This is a genomic window from Vibrio sp. JCM 18905 (assembly GCF_055393305.1).
In genome coordinates, this window is record NZ_AP043880.1 from 58,390 (window position 1) to 77,565 (window position 19,176).

The 19,176-nt window shown below is 47.1% G+C and carries 18 protein-coding genes; 13 read left to right on the plus strand and 5 right to left on the minus strand.

All coding sequences use genetic code 11. From position 1 onward, the window contains the following. Nucleotides 1–20 precede the first annotated feature (20 nt). Nucleotides 21–605 (plus strand): DUF3157 family protein, encoded by a 585-nt coding sequence (locus tag ACZ5ZC_RS16910; protein WP_065646623.1) that lies wholly within the window; start codon nt 21–23, stop codon nt 603–605. A 38-nt stretch (nt 606–643) separates the two neighbouring features. On the opposite strand, the gene trhA is transcribed toward ACZ5ZC_RS16910, so the two are convergent. Together trhA and ACZ5ZC_RS16920 are read right to left on the minus strand one after the other, a co-directional pair. After that, a complete protein-coding gene (gene trhA / locus ACZ5ZC_RS16915; protein ID WP_005394044.1) occupies nt 644–1,297 on the minus strand; it encodes a PAQR family membrane homeostasis protein TrhA in 654 nt (217 codons plus the stop codon). Nucleotides 1,298–1,367: 70 nt separating this feature from the next. Beyond that, nucleotides 1,368–2,174 (minus strand): sporulation protein, encoded by an 807-nt coding sequence (locus ACZ5ZC_RS16920; RefSeq protein WP_253658763.1) that lies wholly within the window; start codon nt 2,172–2,174, stop codon nt 1,368–1,370. Nucleotides 2,175–2,470: 296 nt separating this feature from the next. Between ACZ5ZC_RS16920 and ACZ5ZC_RS16925 the strand changes: the two genes are divergently transcribed. The 5 genes from ACZ5ZC_RS16925 (at nt 2,471) to ACZ5ZC_RS16945 (ending at nt 6,483) form a co-directional block, all read left to right on the plus strand. Further along, on the plus strand, nt 2,471–2,638 hold the full coding sequence (locus ACZ5ZC_RS16925; RefSeq protein WP_005379043.1) for a hypothetical protein: 168 nt from the start codon (nt 2,471–2,473) through the stop codon (nt 2,636–2,638). 166 nt (nt 2,639–2,804) lie between these two features. Beyond that, nucleotides 2,805–3,071: a YihD family protein gene (locus tag ACZ5ZC_RS16930; protein ID WP_048625604.1), complete on the plus strand. Its 267-nt coding sequence runs from the start codon at nt 2,805–2,807 to the stop codon at nt 3,069–3,071. A gap of 313 nt (nt 3,072–3,384) precedes the next feature. Then, nucleotides 3,385–4,806 (plus strand): cytochrome c oxidase accessory protein CcoG, encoded by a 1,422-nt coding sequence (gene ccoG, locus ACZ5ZC_RS16935; RefSeq protein ID WP_046874594.1) that lies wholly within the window; start codon nt 3,385–3,387, stop codon nt 4,804–4,806. Nucleotides 4,807–4,859: 53 nt separating this feature from the next. Continuing rightward, nucleotides 4,860–5,846, plus strand: coding sequence for a serine/threonine protein kinase (locus tag ACZ5ZC_RS16940; protein ID WP_258622492.1), 987 nt, complete (start codon nt 4,860–4,862; stop codon nt 5,844–5,846). 34 nt (nt 5,847–5,880) lie between these two features. Then, nucleotides 5,881–6,483, plus strand: coding sequence for a thiol:disulfide interchange protein DsbA/DsbL (locus tag ACZ5ZC_RS16945; RefSeq protein WP_005379036.1), 603 nt, complete (start codon nt 5,881–5,883; stop codon nt 6,481–6,483). 45 nt (nt 6,484–6,528) lie between these two features. On the opposite strand, the gene ACZ5ZC_RS16950 is transcribed toward ACZ5ZC_RS16945, so the two are convergent. After that, complete coding sequence (locus ACZ5ZC_RS16950; RefSeq protein WP_301950436.1) at nt 6,529–7,407, minus strand: acyltransferase; 879 nt, start codon at nt 7,405–7,407, stop codon at nt 6,529–6,531. Nucleotides 7,408–7,556: 149 nt separating this feature from the next. Here ACZ5ZC_RS16950 and ACZ5ZC_RS16955 point away from each other — a divergent pair, with 149 nt between their 5' ends. Then, complete coding sequence (locus tag ACZ5ZC_RS16955; RefSeq protein WP_258507630.1) at nt 7,557–8,513, plus strand: DUF2860 domain-containing protein; 957 nt, start codon at nt 7,557–7,559, stop codon at nt 8,511–8,513. A gap of 57 nt (nt 8,514–8,570) precedes the next feature. On the opposite strand, the gene ACZ5ZC_RS16960 is transcribed toward ACZ5ZC_RS16955, so the two are convergent. Continuing rightward, nucleotides 8,571–10,094 (minus strand): YifB family Mg chelatase-like AAA ATPase, encoded by a 1,524-nt coding sequence (locus ACZ5ZC_RS16960; protein WP_006742918.1) that lies wholly within the window; start codon nt 10,092–10,094, stop codon nt 8,571–8,573. Between the two features lie 464 nt (nt 10,095–10,558). Here ACZ5ZC_RS16960 and ilvG point away from each other — a divergent pair, with 464 nt between their 5' ends. Genes ilvG through ilvA form a run of 5 tightly spaced genes read left to right on the plus strand, consistent with a single transcriptional unit; the run spans nt 10,559 to nt 16,858 of the window. Further along, on the plus strand, nt 10,559–12,205 hold the full coding sequence (gene ilvG, locus ACZ5ZC_RS16965; RefSeq protein WP_005394061.1) for an acetolactate synthase 2 catalytic subunit: 1,647 nt from the start codon (nt 10,559–10,561) through the stop codon (nt 12,203–12,205). Nucleotides 12,206–12,216: 11 nt separating this feature from the next. Beyond that, complete coding sequence (ilvM, locus tag ACZ5ZC_RS16970; RefSeq protein ID WP_005378958.1) at nt 12,217–12,501, plus strand: acetolactate synthase 2 small subunit; 285 nt, start codon at nt 12,217–12,219, stop codon at nt 12,499–12,501. Between the two features lie 12 nt (nt 12,502–12,513). After that, a complete protein-coding gene (gene ilvE, locus ACZ5ZC_RS16975) occupies nt 12,514–13,452 on the plus strand; it encodes a branched-chain-amino-acid transaminase (RefSeq protein ID WP_005378953.1) in 939 nt (312 codons plus the stop codon). 14 nt (nt 13,453–13,466) lie between these two features. Then, on the plus strand, nt 13,467–15,308 hold the full coding sequence (gene ilvD, locus ACZ5ZC_RS16980; RefSeq protein ID WP_464932147.1) for a dihydroxy-acid dehydratase: 1,842 nt from the start codon (nt 13,467–13,469) through the stop codon (nt 15,306–15,308). 2 nt (nt 15,309–15,310) lie between these two features. After that, a complete protein-coding gene (gene ilvA / locus ACZ5ZC_RS16985) occupies nt 15,311–16,858 on the plus strand; it encodes a threonine ammonia-lyase, biosynthetic (protein ID WP_457885107.1) in 1,548 nt (515 codons plus the stop codon). A gap of 55 nt (nt 16,859–16,913) precedes the next feature. Here the strand turns inward: ilvA and punR are convergent, their stop codons facing one another. Further along, the gene (gene punR, locus ACZ5ZC_RS16990) at nt 16,914–17,816 is read right to left on the minus strand and encodes a DNA-binding transcriptional activator PunR (RefSeq protein WP_005394068.1); all 903 of its coding nucleotides are present in this window, start codon (nt 17,814–17,816) and stop codon (nt 16,914–16,916) included. A gap of 152 nt (nt 17,817–17,968) precedes the next feature. Here punR and punC point away from each other — a divergent pair, with 152 nt between their 5' ends. Beyond that, nucleotides 17,969–19,174, plus strand: a complete 1,206-nt coding sequence (gene punC, locus ACZ5ZC_RS16995) for a purine nucleoside transporter PunC (RefSeq protein ID WP_031780373.1) — start codon at nt 17,969–17,971, stop codon at nt 19,172–19,174. The last annotated feature ends 2 nt before the right edge of the window (nt 19,175–19,176 follow it).

Below are 19,176 nucleotides of genomic sequence, written 5' to 3' on the forward strand. Positions count from 1 at the left end.
CACAAATAAAAGGTATAACAATGAAAACATGGATCACTCTGGCGACCCTACTTGCCGCCTCATCCACATACGCCGCTGAAGTCATCACTTTAGCCGATGGTCGAGAAGTGAAGTTAAACGATGACTTTACTTGGGAATACGTCATGAAAAAACCTGCGCAGCAAGCAACAGAGACGCAAGCGACAACAAGTGCGGTTGAAACGATCGCATCTCCCGCAATTGCGACAATTCCAGTGGTGACGAAAACTGTTGGCACTACCGTGGTGGTAAACGCCAAAAAGCCAACCATGCAGCTGTCTGACTCTGGTGTCGACGTACTGATTGGCTCCGCGAGCTATCAAGATGGTGAGCTCGTACTGCCAACGTCCATTACCAATCAAAGCTCACAATCGGTGATTCAAGTTGAAGTGGAAGTTCAGGTATTTGATATGTCTGGCCAGCAACTGGCGAAAGAAAAAGTCACAGTTTGGCAATCCATCAAGCGAATGGCGGATACTTACCTGCGACCAAAGCAAGCAGAACAGGGTAAAAGCATCAAACTGGCAGTGCCGCAGTCTCAGCAATACCAGTTTTCAGCCAAAGTGTTAGAAGTGAAAACTCGTTAATGTGATAACATATGTTTTGTCGAGTTCATATCTATCCGTTAGATAGGCTCGACAAAATAATAAATTGCGAAGAAGTGACACACACAACCCGCTAAAACGAAGCCGTGCCAAATCGCATGATTGAATGGAATACGCTTCGCAACGTAGAAAATCACCCCCAGTGAATACACTATCCCACCAGCTGCGAGTAATGTCAGTCCGCCAATATCCAAGTTGATCGCCAACTGATAAATCACAATCAACGACAGCCAGCCCATGACCAAATACGTCATCAAGGAAAGCTTTTTAAATCGGTAAACAAACGCGACTTTCATGATGATGCCGAGTAGAGCAATGGTCCAGATAACAATCATCAAACCAAACGCGAGCGGCGTACGTAAACTCACCAACAAAAAAGGCGTGTAACTGCCAGCAATGAGCAGATAAATGGCGCAGTGATCGAAAGTTTTTAGCCAGCGTTTGGCGTTGGGGTGCGGAATTGCATGATACAGCGTCGAAGCCAAAAATAGCACGATAATACTCGCGCCGTAGACAGCCATACTGGCCAGCGTCAGCGTATCAGCTTGCTGGTCTATGGCTTTGATTAGCAGCAGTATCAAGCCAACAATACCAAAAATCATCCCAATGCCATGAGTGATGGTATTGGCCAGTTCTTCGCGTTGACTGTATTGAGGTTTCTGCAGTTCAGACATCAATGCGCCTATACTAGAGTTTGAAATTTGCTCTAGTATGGCACATTAGGCTTACACGTGTAAGCTTAAATTAAGACTCATGAACGGCCGTGGTTTGATCGAGATAATTAAGTACAAGTTCTCCCACTTGATCAAGCTTAGTCGTGGCTGGAATGGTCAACTCTCGTTTGAGTTTTCCGCTACCCAGTAAGCTTGCGAGCATGCCACCCTCGCCCTTGCGTGTACGGTCAACTTCAAACCATAATTTGAGTTCTCGCTCGCTACGATGAGCGACAAATTCTAACTCACGCCACACACCATGGTATGGCCCGTCAGTCGGCACCATCTCAAATTCTTGCACAAATGGCAGGTCGAACCCTTTTACTTCCTCACACTCCACTTGGCGAATACGCAAACCTTGCGCTTCAAATGCGGATAACACCGCATCCATTAGTGGATCAGGTCGAACGGTGAGGATGTCTTTATCGGTCGGGTCTAAAGCAGCAGCAACGTCCAAGCCGGTTTCGAGCCACACTTTGGCGTCACCAATGGTGACAGGCGTATTCCAAGGCACATCGAGCTGAACATCGAAGGTACGCTCTTCGCCGGAATGGATGGTAAACGCATAAGGGAGGCTCCACTTAGCAAGCACATGAGTCTGAGGTACTCGGCGCATGCTGTGTCCTTCTCGCGCACCACGGTCATCAGGAGCTTCCGCGATATAGCGACAACACAGTTTTAAATCGATATTGTCGATCGCTTGTTCAGTGGCCCCACCATAAACATGGATAGACACATCCACACTTTGACCAGGATATAGCACGTCTTGATTTAGGATTGAGTCGACCTTAGCGCTCCCAATCCCAAAACTGGCAAGTGTCTTCTTCAAAAATGACATAGGCACCTCCTTCGTCGAGATCTCATACTACTACTGCTGATCGAGGGATCAAACAAAAATTGCCTCGATCATCGCGACAAAATGACAAAATCTAAACAATTCAATTGCTCAACTATCGACCAATTATTACAAGGATGCTAATCTTATACGTGATATGCATGCATATCGGTATTCCTGATTCATTAACTGGATTGGCGAGAGCCAGAAGAGTGATTCTTCAATCTTGTTGGAGCCTAGCTCATAATGATTCAGGCCATTACATCGGCAATGGATATGCCTGACAGTTAGGTAAATTAATGCGCCCAACAACAGTCAGGTTCGCACACACTAATACTAGTGCAATGCGCCGCCGCAGTGGCTTTACTACTGCACCAAAGGCAAAGCAAGTTGCGCCAGCAATGACATTGGTTGAGAAGACAGCAATGATGTCGAGTGTTCCGGCCAAAGTTATCAAAGCAGCTTAATCAAAAGCGCGGCGCCAGCTGCGCTTTTTTCTTTGCACGCGACTCAAACCACCTCAACGACTTAGAGCAAAACACAGTGAAATAGATAGTTTTTCCTATTTGGTCTTCGCAAAGCAATTTGGTACCTTTACAGCTAATTACACCTATAAATTCTGTGGAGAAAGAAATGAAGTGTCATCGCATTGAAGAGCTGCTTGAGCTACTAGAGCCTGAATGGCATAAAGACCAAGAAATGAACCTACTGCAGTTCATCGTGAAGCTAGCGAAAGAAGCAGGCTACGAAGGTAAGCTAGAAGATCTGACCGACGACGTGCTGATCTACCACCTTAAAATGCGTAACAGCAGCAAAGACGAAATGATCCCAGGTCTTAAGAAAGACCAAGAAGATGATTTTAAAACTGCGATTCTGCGCGCTCGTGGCATCATCAAATAATCGGTTCAACAGCCCAGTATTCTTTAAGCGACTCCCTCAAATGAGTCGCTTTTTTATAACTAAAATTTTTAGTCCCACAGTTGGTTATAACTGTTCAGCCAATTATCAGGTTAACTGTACTGACTTTTGTTGTTAAACGTTGACTGCGTTAAAGAAAAGGAATTGTTATTGATTGTATAATCGCCGTTCATCAGTATTTACTAAAATAATTATGTCCGGTCATGATTTATGATAAGGACGAAGTAGCAATGTCATCGAGCGACATCAATAGAAATGACGCCGTACATTATAAAAGCCTAAGAAGGATGAGTGCATGAGTCAGGATAAGATCGATATCAAAGATGTGACTCCTAAAACCTACAACCCTAAGACTCATAAAGGGAATGGGGATCGATTCAACCCAAGTAATCGCATCTATGTACGCGAAAGCAAAGGGACCTACCAGAAACTGCGTCGTTACGGTGGTTGGTTCTTACTGCTTCTCTTCGCTTTGATACCGTGGATCCCTTACGGTGAACGTCAAGCGATCTTGCTCGATATTGGCAACCAGCAGTTCAACTTTTTCGGTACCACGTTGTATCCGCAAGATCTTACCCTACTCGCCTTGCTATTTGTGATCGCGGCGTTTGGGTTGTTCTTTATTACCACCTTCTTAGGTCGAGTTTGGTGTGGCTATCTCTGCCCACAAACCGTCTGGACCTTCATGTATATCTGGTTTGAAGAGAAGCTAGAGGGCAGCGCCAATAAGCGTCGTAAGCAGGACTCCAATAAGCTGACGGCAAATTTAGCGATGCGCAAAACCGTCAAACATATCGCTTGGTTTGCCATTGCGCTCGCCACTGGTTTTACTTTTGTTGGCTACTTCGTACCAATGAAGCAATTGGTTATCGACTTTTTCACCTTTAACGCCACCTTCTGGCCCGTCTTTTGGATCATGTTCTTTGCCATTTGTACTTATGGTAATGCTGGTTGGATGCGTTCCATCATGTGTATCCACATGTGTCCTTATGCGCGCTTCCAGTCTGCAATGTTTGATAAAGACACCTTCATCGTTGGCTATGATGCCAAACGTGGTGAAAAACGTGGTCCACGTCCGCGCAAAGCCGATCCAAAGCAACTTGGTTTGGGGGATTGTATTGATTGTGATTTGTGTGTGCAGGTGTGCCCAACAGGTATCGATATTCGTGACGGCTTACAATATGAATGTATTAACTGTGGTGCCTGTATTGATGCGTGTGACAACACCATGGATCGCATGGGTTACGAGAAAGGACTAATCAGCTACACCACAGAGCATCGCTTATCGGGTAAGAGTACCAAAGTCATGCGTCCGAAGCTGCTGGGCTATGGAGCTGTGCTACTGGTCATGATTGGTCTGTTCTTTGCCCAAATCGCAGCGGTAGACCCAGCAGGCATGAGTGTTATTCGCGACCGTAACCAACTGTTCCGCGTTAATAGCTCGGGCGAAGTAGAAAACACCTACACCCTCAAGGTGATCAACAAAACTCAGCAAGTGCAAGAGTACTCGTTGGATGTTGAAGGGCTATCCGATGTAAGCTGGTACGGTAAGCAGACAATTCAGGTACAGCCAGGTGAGGTATTGAACTTACCAATGAGTCTTGGCGCCGATCCTGACAAGCTAAACTCTGCGATTACGACAATTCAGTTTATACTCACCGATAAGAGCAACGAATTCACCATTGAAGTAGAAAGCCGTTTTATTAAAAAACTATAGCGCTACTTCAGTGACTAACGGAAAAAGGCTCAGTAATGAGCCTTTTTGTTTATATGTCCCAAAGTATGTTTAACTTTGACGCCCTTACCCCAGATTTTATGTGGTACGCGTTAGAAAGCATCGGCGTTCGCGCAGAATCAGGCTTTCTTCCCCTCAATAGCTACGAAAACCGTGTTTATCAATTCACTGACGAAGAGCGTCGTCGTTATGTCGTCAAGTTCTACCGCCCTGAACGTTGGAGCAGCGAACAGATCCAAGAGGAGCACGACTTCACTTTAGAATTAATTGGCAACGAAATCCCCGTCGCACCACCTGTGCGCATCAACGGTGAAACCCTGCATCACTATCAAGGCTATGCCTTTGCGCTGTTTGAGAGCGTGGGTGGTCGCCAGTACGAGGTTGACAACTTAGATCAGCTCGAAGGTGTAGGGCGCTTCCTTGGTCGCATCCACAAAGTGGGTAGCCGCCAAGCCTTCCAACATCGCCCAACGATTGGCTTGCAAGAATACCTGTATCAACCAAGAGAGATTCTGCAAAACGCCAACATGATTCCAATGCATTTGGAGAACAGCTTCTTCAATGACTTGGATATGCTGATCAAATCGATTGAAAGCCACTGGCAAGAAGGCTTCAATACCATTCGGCTGCATGGCGATTGTCACCCAGGCAACATTTTGTGGCGAGATGGCCCTATGTTTGTTGATTTGGATGACGCTCGTAACGGCCCTGCTGTGCAGGACTTATGGATGCTGCTTAACGGTGAGCGCCAAGACAAACTGATGCAGCTGGATATTGTTTTAGAAGCTTATCAAGAGTTTTGCGACTTTAACCCCGCAGAATTGAAACTAATTGAGCCACTTCGCGGTCTACGAATGGTGCACTATATGGCATGGCTAGCAAAACGTTGGCATGACCCTGCGTTTCCTCTCGCTTTTCCATGGTTTAATGAGCCAAAATACTGGGAAGGTCAGGTCCTTGCATTTAAAGAGCAGATCGCCGCTTTAGAAGAAGCACCGCTGTCTTTAATGCCTCAATGGTAAGTCAGGCCACAAATTCAAAAATGGAGATATTTCGATGAAAAAACTGTTCGCACTGTTTTCTATGCTGATGCTAAGCCTGTCGGCACATGCAGCGCAATTCAAAGAAGGTGAACATTACAAAGTATTGGATCTTGAGGCATCAAAAAAACCTCTTGTGACGGAGTTTTTCTCTTTCTACTGCCCACACTGTAATAGCTTTGAACCGGTTATCCAGCAACTGAAAAAGCAGTTACCAGAAGGTACTAAGCTATTAAAAAACCACGTTTCTTTCATGGGTGGCAACATGGGCCCATCAATGAGCAAAGCCTACGCTACTATGGTTGCACTAAAAGTGGAAGACAAAATGGTGCCAGTGATGTTTAACCGCATCCACAATCTAAAGAAGGCACCACGTAATGATGAAGAACTTCGTCAAATCTTCCTTGATGAAGGTGTAGACGCGAAAAAATTCGATTCTGCATTCAAAGGCTTTGCGGTTGATTCCATGGTTCGCCGTATGGACAAGCAATTTGAAAACAGCGGTCTAACCGGCGTTCCTGCGGTTATCGTTAACAACAAATACCTAGTTCAAGCACAAAGCATCAAAACGATGGATGAGTACTTCTCTCTGGTGAACTACTTGCTGACACTAAAATAAGCACATCGATATCAATCAAAAGGGGAGCACATCGCTCCCCTTTGTTTATTTGTAAATCTCTTGTAGCAACCGATCTTTTTCTTGCCACACATCACCCAACCATTGCTGAAATTGTCGCTTATAGGGCTTATCGTTAAAGTAATCACCAAGCACTCGTTCATCGACGGGCAACACATTCACACGCACAACCACCTTGCGCATGCGGCCCATCAATAAATCCTTGAATGGCTTATTTGTATTTTCTGGGTACGCCAGCGTCACATCGATAATGTTCTCGAACTGCTCCCCCATTGCCGCTAACGTGTATGCGATCCCGCCCGATTTTGGTTGCAGCAAATATTGGTAGCTCGTCTTGCTCTTACGCTGTTTTTCTTCGGTAAATCGAGTGCCTTCGACATAATTAACCACTGTGGTTGGTGCATGTTTGAACTTGGCGCACGAGCGACGTGTCGTCTCTAAATCTTGACCTCGTTTGTGCGGGTTTCGGATCAGATACTCTCGCGAATAACGACGCATAAATGGCATGTCGAGTGCCCAACACGCCATCCCAATGAAAGGCACATACAACAGTTGTTGTTTGAGGAAAAACTTCGGCATAGGAATGCGGTCTTTAAACACGCAGCAAAGCACCACAATATCGGTCCAACTGAGATGATTACTGATCAGCAGATACCACCCGTCTTTTTTCAGCGCCTCACCGCCCTGAACATCCCAGTCAACACGGTTAGAAACCGCCAGAATGCCCGCATTGACGGTAGCCCATAACCACATCACCTTGTTGGCACAAGCGGTCGCTTTCGCTTTTAGCTCCACGCTTGGAAGCAATACTTTAAACACAGCGATAATACAAATTGCGAGTGAACACAGCGCAGAATTGAGAATCACAAAAGAAGCGTTAAAAAAAAATAACAAATATGCCAACATGATAGTCAAACAACAGTGATAATGTGTGAAGAATAAAACAGCGTGTAATTATACTGCGCCTTTGCCACATTGGAATATGCGTGGGAATGGTCAGATTTGTTACCTCAACCAATATTTGCACCACTCATTCGACAATAAGGAGATAACGAATGAAACCAAGGCTAATTCTCTTGCCTTTGGCCTTTGTCGTCAGTTCTGCTCAGGCTCAACTCGCTGAAACCGCAGGTTTTGGCGGTGAAATTTCGCTAAATGCCGGATTTGTATCATCAGAATCCAACTTCAATACGGAAAATAGTAACACCATCGATTCTCTCGATAAGCGCGCCGATAGTGACAGCTCCGTTATCGCTGCGCCGCTAGGAAGCATTACTTACACTTTTGGTAACCGACTCAATCACCAAGTGTACGCGGGTACCACACGTTCCGATGTCGCGGTTGGTACCCTCGCTTTTCAGTTGGGCTATCAACACGAGTTGCCGTCCGGCACCGTGCTAGATATTTCCTATCTACCGACCGTGCTCAAAAGCGAAACTTGGCGTAACCCATATCAAGTCGGAACCGCCCGTCAAGAAACGGATGTGGACGGCAATGCCTATCGCTTTCAAATCAAAGGATTGATTGATAAAAACTTCAACCTTGATCTCGCTTATGCTGATAAAGACATTGAGCAAGAAGAAGTAACGGACCGTTCACTCGCTCGCGATGCGAGCCTTTACTACGTTAAAGGTGACTATCGGATTTCACTTAATCAAACATCTATATTGCAACCGGCGTTTACCTACATTAATCAAGATGCCGACGGTAAGGCGGAATCATTTGATTCGTACGGATTTGACATCAGCTGGTTTAAATTTATCAACCGCCATCGGTTGGCCCTCACCGCAGGTTATGCATGGAAAGACTATCAAGCCGCTAGCCAAACTTTTGCTAAAACACGAAATGACGACACCGTCAGCCTATTTGCAGCCTATGAATATCAAAACGTATTTGACTGGCAAAACTGGTCGTTCATCTCTTTAGCCGGCTACAGCCAAACGGACTCAAATATCACGTTCTATGATGAGAAAGAGTACCTATTGTCGCTTGGTCTCAACTACACCTTCTAACGTCCTTCATCGCAACAAGGCACTTACAACACTTGTTGCGGTGATATTTGCACGTCTCTATACCGCTTGCGCCGTGAGTTGTTTCAGTAAGCGATCCATCGCTCGATACCCAAGCGCCTCGGCTAAGTGCGCTCGTTCAATCTGCTCCGCCCCATCAAGATCTGCTATCGTTCGTGCTACTTTGATAATGCGATGATACGCGCGAATCGAAAGCCCCAAACGATGCAAAGCGGTTTCAAGAAACTCCGCATCACTTTTGTGTAAGGGGCAAAACGCCTCGATTTCTCGACTGCCTAACAGTGCATTTACCTTACCGCTGCGGTTCAACATATTGGTACGCGCATGATTCACACGTTCTTTAACGATAGCGGTCGGCTCACCGCGATCACCACCTTCTGCTAATGTCCCTTTGGGCAAAGCTGGGATTTCTAAAGACATATCAAAGCGATCTAACAGTGGTCCAGATAATCGACCAAGGTAACGCAAAATAGCTTGTGGGTTAGTGCGAGCTTGATTGCCTTCGTAATACCCTGTCGGACTTGGGTTCAGTGCACCAACTAATTGGAAGCGAGCCGGAAAACGTGTTTTACCTTGCGCCCGAGAGATAATGATCTCACCAGATTCGAGCGGTTCGCGTAACGAGTCCAGCACCTTTCGGTCAAATTCGGGCATTTCGTCGAGAAACAACAAGCCGTTGTGGGCTAAAGAGATCTCCCCGGGTCTGGGTACCGAGCCACCGCCAACTAATGCCGCCATTGAACTTGAATGATGCGGCGAACGAAACGGACGCGACTTCCAATTGTGCTCATTAATTTCACTCTGCGTCAGCGACGCCACCGAAGCGGTTTCCATTGCTTCTTCGTCACTCATTTCCGGTAATAAGTCACACAAACGCGAAGCCAACATGGTTTTTCCAGTACCTGGCGGGCCAAGGAAAAGTAAGTTGTGGTTTCCAGCGGCAGCTATCTCCAATGCGCGCTTACCTTGTTGTTGGCCAATAATATCTTGTAAGTCTCGACCATGTTTTTCGACTATTTTGCGCTTAGGCGTTTGAAAAAGATTCAGTCGATGTTGACCACAAAGCTCGGCACATACTTCCAGTAATGATTGAGCCGATTTATGTTGTTCTTTCCCCACTAGCGCCGCTTGATCGCCATTCACATGTGGGACCACTAAATGACGTTGAATCTTACTGGCTTCCAGCGCAGCAGGCAGCACACCTTTTACAGGTCTCAAACCACCAGATAGCGCTAACTCACCAACAAATTCGTAGTTTTTAAGCTTATCTGTCGCGATTTGCTCCGAAGCGGCCAAAATTCCCAATGCAATAGGAAGATCAAAACGCCCTCCCTCTTTGGGCAAATCTGCTGGAGCTAAATTAACGGTGATCCGCTTAGCTGGAAACTGAAAATTAGAATTAATGATCGCGCTACGAACGCGATCTTTGGACTCTTTTACCGTCGTCTCTGGTAGCCCTACCAAGGTAAACCCAGGCATACCATTGCTAATATGAACTTCTACACTAACCGATGGCGCTTGCACCCCGACGCTTGCTCGACTATGAATGATTGCCAGCCCCATACGTTCCTCAATTTTTTGAACACTCTGTAAACAAATGTTTTATCTAGTTGGTTATGTTATATACCGCGTCCCAATTGAGAGTTAATGTGAAAAAAGAATGACTTTTTGCTTGTCATGCAGCGGAATTGTGTGATACCACTAATGACGCAAACAATTTCGTAGAACATTACACAACATTTTTTAACGAAAAAAGAACGACAGACAGATGAACCTTTTCGCTCATATCAACGCACTGCTAGCCCTGATTATCGTGGTCATTATTGGCACCGCGCGGGGTATTGTGGGCGAAAGGTAACCACAAATTACAAAAAACCCCCGCACTGAAAAGTCCGGGGGTTTTTTTACAACTACAAGTTGTCATCTGTCTAACCCTCGGACAGTTTAACGGGAAGAATGGGAGTGCACATGAAGTGCAATAAATATGGCAATCGCTACGAGCCACAACGTAGCAAAGGAGGTTTACGATGACTGGTGCACAACTTGTCGTAGCCGCTTTAAGACAGCAAGGCATCGAAACCGTTTTTGGCTACCCTGGCGGGGCCATCATGCCAATCTACGATGCTTTGTATGACGGAGGGGTGGAGCACATCCTATGCCGTCATGAGCAAGGGGCCGCCATGGCCGCCATCGGTATGGCTCGTTCCACACAAGACGTTGCCGTATGCATGGCAACTTCCGGCCCAGGGGCCACTAACCTTGTTACCGGCCTTGCCGACGCTTTCCTTGACTCCGTACCTCTAGTTGCCATCACAGGCCAGGTTGCTAGCTCTCATATCGGTACCGATGCATTCCAAGAAATGGATGTGATCGGAATGTCCCTAGCCTGTACTAAGCACAGCTATCTCGTGACCGAAATTGAAGACCTAGCGCCAACGCTAGCCGAAGCCTTTGAAGTGGCCAAAACGGGTCGTCCGGGTCCAGTCATTGTCGATATCGCCAAAGACGTTCAACTGGCTCAAACCCCAACAGATCTACTGCCTCCATACGTAGCGCCTGCAATCGAAGATGTCAGCGCTGAAGACATTAAGCGCGCGCAAGATGTACTGGCAGCCTCAACTCGCCCTGTGTTGTATGTTGGTGGTGGCGTGCAACTCGCGAAAGCAACCGATGCAGTACGCGAATTCCTTCGCTTAAACCCAATGCCAGCAGTTAGTACACTAAAAGGCCTCGGTACCATTGAACGCCATGATCCTCACTATCTTGGTATGTTGGGCATGCACGGCACCAAAGCCGCTAACCTAGTGGTTCAAGAAGCCGATCTATTGATCGTGGTTGGCGCGCGCTTTGATGACCGTGTGACGGGTAAGCTCGACACGTTTGCACCAAATGCGAAAGTGATTCACATCGACATTGATGCCGCAGAAATTCATAAACTGCGCCACGCCAACGCACCATTGCGTGGCGACATCAACACCATTCTTCCTCAGCTAGAGCTGACTCAAGATATCTCACCGTGGGTACATCACAGTGAAAGTCTGCGCAGCGGCTTTAAGTGGCGTTACGACCATCCGGGCGAGTTAATCTACGCACCGCTATTGCTTAAACAACTGTCAGACATGATGCCAGACAGCTCAATCGTCTCGACTGATGTAGGTCAGCACCAGATGTGGGCAGCGCAACATATCCAGCCACGCGAACCACAAAATTTCATCACTTCTGCTGGCCTTGGAACCATGGGCTTTGGCTTGCCAGCAGCGATGGGTGCAGCAGTCGCACGTCCTGATGATCAGTCTATCCTTATTACAGGTGACGGTTCATTTATGATGAACGTGCAGGAATTGGGCACGCTGAAGCGTCGTCAGATTCCAGTGAAGATTGTCCTTCTTAATAACCAACGTCTTGGCATGGTTCGCCAATGGCAATCGCTGTTTTTCGACGGTCGCCACAGTGAAACCATTCTTGATGACAACCCAGATTTCGTGATGCTAGCAAAAGCGTTCGATATCCCGGGCAAGACCATCACCAAGAAAGAAGAAGTCGAACCGGCTCTCAAAGAGATGCTAGCGAGTGAAACTTCTTACATGCTTCACGTTTTGATTGATGAAGAAGAAAACGTGTGGCCATTGGTGCCACCTGGCGCATCAAACAGTGATATGTTGGAAAATACATAGGAGACAATCGCATGGACAGATATTTACTCGACATCAAAGCCGATGACAAACCGGTACTGTTGGAGCGCGTTCTACGTGTGATTCGTCACCGAGGCTTCGTGATCAAACAAGTCGCTGCTACGCAAAACCATGAAAGTAAAGTAGCCAGCGTCGAGATCATCGTCGACAGCGATCGACCAATCTCGTTTTTGATCAATCAAATAGAGAAGTTGTGGGACGTTCGTAAGGTTGAGGTGCTAAAAATCCGCAACGATGAACTGCCAAATCACAACTTACAACAACACGTAAGTGCATAAGGAAGGCAACAAATGGCAACGAAAACTGCAGATTTCATTTGGTTTAATGGTGAGATGGTTCCATGGGCAGAGGCGAACGTGCACGTTCTGACTCACGCAATGCACTATGGTACATCCGTGTTTGAAGGCGTGCGCTGTTACAACACACCAAAAGGCCCAATTGTCTTCCGTCACCGTGAGCATGCACAACGTCTAAAAGATTCTGCCAAGATTTACCGCTTTCCGATACCTTTCTCTGTAGAAGAAATCATGGAAGCGACCCGCGAAACACTGCGCCAAAACAAACTCGATAGTGCTTACATTCGTCCATTAGGTTTTGTCGGTAATGTTGGTTTGGGCGTGTGCCCACCAGTTGGCACTGAAATGGATCTAATCATTGCGGCATTTCCTTGGGGCTCTTACTTAGGCGAAGAAGCGCTAGAAAAAGGTGTCGATGCGATGATTTCAAGCTGGAACCGCGCTGCGCCAAACACCATCCCAACTGCGGCTAAAGCAGGCGGTAACTACCTATCTTCACTACTGGTTGGTGGTGAAGCGCGTCGTCACGGTTACGACGAAGGTATTGCGCTAAGCGTAGATGGTTACCTATCGGAAGGCGCCGGTGAAAACATCTTCGTTATCAAAGATGGCGTAATCACCACACCACCAGCAACTAGCGCGATTCTACCGGGCATCACTCGTGACTCGATCATGACGATTGCACGCGATAAAGGCTACGAAGTGCGTGAAGCGAACATTGCTCGTGAAGCCCTTTACCTTGCCGATGAAGTCTTCATGACAGGTACTGCGGCTGAAATTGTGCCTGTGGCAACCATCGACAAAATTGAAGTGGGCACAGGTAAACGCGGCCCAATCACTAAAGAACTACAAGCAGCCTACTTTGGCCTATTTGACGGCACCACGGAAGATAAGTGGGGCTGGTTAGACTATGTGTACCCAGAACAGAAGTAAGAAGGATTTAAGAAATGCCAAAATATAGATCAGCTACCACCACACATGGTCGTAACATGGCGGGTGCACGCGCGCTGTGGCGTGCAACGGGTGTGAAAGAAGAAGACTTCGGTAAACCAATTATCGCCGTGGTGAACTCGTTTACTCAATTTGTTCCGGGTCACGTACACCTGAAAGACATGGGTCAGCTTGTGGCACGCGAAATCGAAAAAGCTGGCGGTATTGCGAAAGAATTCAACACCATCGCGGTTGATGATGGTATCGCAATGGGTCACGGCGGCATGCTGTATTCACTGCCATCGCGTGAGCTGATTGCAGACTCAGTAGAATACATGGTGAATGCGCATTGTGCTGATGCCATGGTATGTATCTCTAACTGTGACAAAATCACTCCGGGAATGTTGATGGCATCCATGCGTCTCAACATCCCGGTGATCTTTGTTTCTGGTGGCCCGATGGAAGCGGGTAAAACCAAGCTTTCTGATCAGATCATCAAACTAGACCTTGTTGATGCAATGATCCAAGGCGCGGATCCAAAAGTATCTGATGAGCAAAGCGAGCAGATCGAACGCAGCGCATGTCCAACCTGTGGATCGTGTTCAGGCATGTTCACGGCAAACTCGATGAACTGCCTAACAGAAGCACTGGGTCTTTCTCAGCCGGGCAACGGTTCTATGTTGGCGACTCACTCTGATCGTGAACAGCTATTCCTTAACGCGGGCAGACGCATTGTTGAACTGACTCGTCGTTACTACGAGCAAGATGACGAATCCGCGTTGCCACGCAACATTGCAACTTATGATGCCTTCGAAAATGCAATGGCACTGGATATCGCCATGGGTGGCTCAACCAACACCATTCTGCACCTACTGGCCGCGGCGCAAGAAGGTGAAGTGGATTTCGATATGGAAGATATCGATCGCCTATCACGCCAAGTACCACACCTATGTAAAGTGGCACCATCTACCCAGAAATATCACATGGAAGACGTACACCGCGCTGGTGGCGTCATGGCGATTCTCGGTGAGTTAGATCGTGCAGGTCTTCTACACAATGATGCGCGCACCGTGCTTGGCCTTTCGATGAAAGAGCAGTTGGCAAAATACGACATCATCCAAACGGAAGACGAAGAGGTACTTAAGTTCTACCGCGCAGGCCCAGCGGGTATTCGTACCACCCAAGCGTTCTCGCAAGATTGTCGTTGGGATCGCCTTGATGACGACCGTGCAGAAGGTTGTATTCGCGCGAAAGACAACGCCTTCAGCCAAGAAGGTGGCCTAGCCGTTCTATCAGGCAACATCGCATTGGATGGCTGTATCGTTAAGACAGCCGGTGTTGATGAAAGCATTCTTAAGTTCACTGGTCCAGCTGTGGTATTTGAGAGCCAAGAAGATGCGGTGGAAGGCATCTTGGGTGGCAAAGTCAAAGCAGGTGACGTGGTTGTTATCCGTTACGAGGGCCCTAAAGGTGGTCCGGGCATGCAAGAAATGCTTTACCCAACCACTTACCTAAAATCGATGGGCCTTGGTAAAGAATGTGCACTGCTGACTGACGGTCGCTTCTCTGGTGGTACATCAGGACTCTCTATCGGCCATGCTTCTCCTGAAGCCGCTAACGGCGGTGCTATTGGACTGGTGAAACCGGGCGATATGATCGCGATTGATATTCCGAACCGTTCAATTTCACTCGAAGTGTCTGAACAGGAACTTGCAGAGCGCCGTGCAAAACAAGACGAACTTGGCTGGAAACCTGTTGATCGTCAAAGAGAAGTTTCCTTTGCACTTAAAGCGTACGCGAGCATGGCCACCAGTGCTGACAAGGGTGCAGTACGAGACAAGTCGAAGCTAGAGGGCTAGCAATGATGGAATCTCAACCCGAAAAGAAAGTAAATCAAACTGGCGCAGACTATCTGCGCCAAATCCTCCGCGCTCCGGTGTATGAAGTCGCAACAGTAACACCACTGCAAGAAATGCCTCGTTTATCTGCGCGTATTGGTAACAATGTGCAAATCAAGCGCGAAGATCGCCAACCCGTGCACTCATTTAAATTACGCGGTGCGTACAACATGGTGGCAAGTTTATCTGAAGCGCAGAAAGCCGCTGGTGTCATCGCTGCATCGGCAGGTAACCACGCTCAAGGCATGGCACTGTCTGGCACTAAGCTGGGAATCAAAACCACTATCGTGATGCCAAAGACCACGCCGGATATCAAAGTCGACGCCGTACGCAGCTTTGGTGGCAATGTGGTACTACACGGCAGCAACTTTGATGAAGCAAAAGCAGAAGCCGAACGTTTGTCAGAGCAATATGGCTATACTTTTGTGCCCCCCTTTGATCACCCACTGGTGATCGCAGGTCAAGGCACCATCGGTATGGAAATGCTGCAACAAAATGGTCACCTTGATTACATCTTTGTTCCTGTCGGTGGCGGCGGTTTGGCCGCTGGTGTTGCGGTACTCGTGAAGCAGTTAATGCCAGAAATCAAAGTCATTGCTGTAGAGCCGGAAGACTCATCTTGTCTTAAAGCCGCGCTGGATGCTGGTGAACCTGTCGTACTAGACCAAGTCAGCATGTTTGCCGATGGCGTCGCAGTAAAGCGCATTGGTGAAGAGACTTTCCGTCTGTGCCAGAAGTACATTGATGGCCATATTGCGGTCTCTAGTGATGAAATCTGCGCAGCCGTAAAAGACATCTTTGAAGATACCCGTGCGATTGCTGAGCCTTCGGGTGCTCTTGCTCTGGCGGGGCTGAAGAAATTTACTGAACAGAACAAACTGAAAGACAAAAACCTAGGCACGGTACTGTCTGGCGCAAACACCAACTTCCACGGGTTACGTTATGTGTCAGAACGTTGCGAGCTAGGTGAAAAACGTGAAGGTTTATTGGCAGTGACGATCCCTGAACGCCAAGGAGCGTTCTTTGAGTTCTGTAACTTGATTGGCGGCCGTGCAGTTACGGAGTTTAACTATCGTTATAACGATGACGAACTCGCTAATATCTTTGTCGGTGTTCGTCTGCAAGGCGGTCAAGAAGAGTTGGAAAACATCATTCACGATCTACGTGAAGGTGGCTATCCGGTGGTTGATCTTTCTGATGATGAAATGGCGAAGCTACACGTTCGCTACATGATCGGCGGGAAGCCATCGAAGCAACTCAAAGAGCGACTCTACAGCTTTGAATTTCCAGAGTACCCAGGTGCCTTGCTGAAATTCTTAAGCACTCTTGGTACCCATTGGAATATTAGCTTGTTCAACTACCGTAACCACGGCGCAGACTACGGACGCGTTTTATGTGGTTTCGAGTTAGATGAAGGAGATTTAGCTCAGTTTTCGGCACATTTGCGCGAACTTGGCTATCAATGCAAAGACGAAACAGACAACCCGTCTTACAAGTTCTTCCTATCATAAAACGCCACGCTCCAAACATATCAAATAAAACACCTCGCTATTGCGAGGTGTTTTTTTATGACTGTAACCAATCTTGATGTAGCTGATTAGGCGATCCTAGGTAATCCACCATCCATTGGATCAATTTATGATTATCATCTTTGCGCCAGACCAAGCAACAATGACTGAGCGGCTTATCATCTGGCATCACCTTCTCCACCAGCACACCATCATTGATTAAGGGTGTTGCAATATGACGTGGCATGTAACCCACGCCAACTCCATTTTTCAAACATTCAATTGCACTGTACCAATTGGGCAATAATAATCGGCGCTGTTGCGGATAATGGCCAGTATGGCGTTTTGGCAGCACGTTCGAAGTATCATCAAGACAGATCGCCGGAAATTGACTCACAAACTCTTCAGTAAGTACTTGTTGTCGAACGCAAGGATGAGCGGGTGACATTACAAATGCCCAATCTAATACGCCCATATCTTTGACTTCAAAGTCTCCCCCAACGGGAACCGCAGATGTCGCGCCAACGACTATATCAGCTCGTCCTTGTGCTATAGCCTCCCAAGAACCATTGAAGACCTCCATATTGATCTGCAATTCAGCAAATTCAAACTCGCGATAAAAATCTTCCACCAAAGGTTTTAGCTTCTCCAGTTTCACCACGTTATCTAAGGTCAGTTTTAATGTACTCTTCCATCCCTGAGCGGCTCGGCGTGTTTGTGCTTTCACCTCTTCCATTTGACGCAGCAAAGAGCGCGCCTCAGCCATAAAAAGCTCACCTGCTGGAGTTAACTCCACTTTCCTCGGTAAGCGTCGAAACAGCACCACATCTAAATCTTGCTCGACCTGCCTTACTCCATAACTGATGGCTGAAGGGACTTTATGCAGCACCTCAGCCGCAGCGGTGAAACTGCCTAAACGGGCAACCGTATCCAGCATTTCCAGAGACGCTTTAGAGAACATGATTTAACCTTTCAAAAAATTTGATTGATAACCAACAATTTTAGCGTTTTATTTTCTTAAAATCGAAAAATAGAATAATAAGGTAAATAAATCAGGGTTGGCGCCAACTGATGTTGATTAAAAAATGATTAAATAATTTGACTGGTTGAATCATGAAAATATCAAAACTACAGCTCATTTATCTGGCAGCATTATCGATGCTTGGCTTCGTTGCTACCGATATGTATCTGCCAGCATTCAAAGCGATGGAAATCGACTTTGCAACAGGCCCTGAGCAAATAGCGCTCTCTTTAACAGTATTCCTAGTTGGTATGGCGGTTGGCCAGCTAATGTGGGGATTGGCATCCGATAAATTTGGCCACCGCAATACACTCGCGGCCGGGTTAGTGCTGTTTACTATCGCGTCATTCGGTTTGGCTTTCTGTGACCAAGTATGGCAACTACTGACACTGCGCTTTATCCAAGCTATCGGTGTATGTGCACCAGCCGTGATCTGGCAAGCCATGGTCATTAAACGCTACTCAAGCAGCAGTCAGCAAATTTTCGCAACGATCATGCCGTTAGTCGCGCTATCACCAGCACTAGCACCTCAATTAGGGGTAGTGTTGGCAGATAACTTCGGCTGGCACAGTATCTTTATTACGCTAACACTAGTTGGTGTCTTCTTGGTCTTTGCGACAATGGCCCAAAAAGACGAGAAAGCAGAAATCAAACAAACCAGTATGTCTGCCGACATCAAAGCGCTGCTGAGTTCTAAAAAATACCTTGGCAACGTATTTATGTTTGCGACGGCTTCGGCTGCATTCTTTGCTTACCTAACTGGTATGCCAGAAATCATGGCGCAACTAGGCTATGAAGCAAAAGATATTGGTTTGAGCTTTATCCCACAAACTATCGCGTTTATGGCTGGTGGTTACTTGGGTAAAGTCGGCGTTCGTAAATTTGGTGATGAAAAAGTTCTACGTCAATTGATTGGACTATTTAGTGTCGCGGCAATAATGATATTCATTGCCTCACAATGGGAACTGTCTTCTATCTGGCCAATTCTAGCGCCTTTCTGTTTAATTGCGGTAGCCAATGGTGCGCTATACCCAATCGTAGTAAACCGCGCGTTGGCAAGTGCTAAGCAAAGCCCTGCAACAGCTGCAGGCCTGCAAAACAGCTTACAAATTACTGTGAGCAGTCTATCAAGCGCATTAGTTGCTGCAATGGCAAGCCAAGCTCAAATGGTAACGGGCGTTGCAATCATCATCTGTATGGGTGGTCTTTGGATGGGTTACATCTTATCTAACCGTGAATTGTCTCAGCACTTCACGACTCCAGACAATGCTCGTGTAGTGAGTGAAGACGAACTTTAATT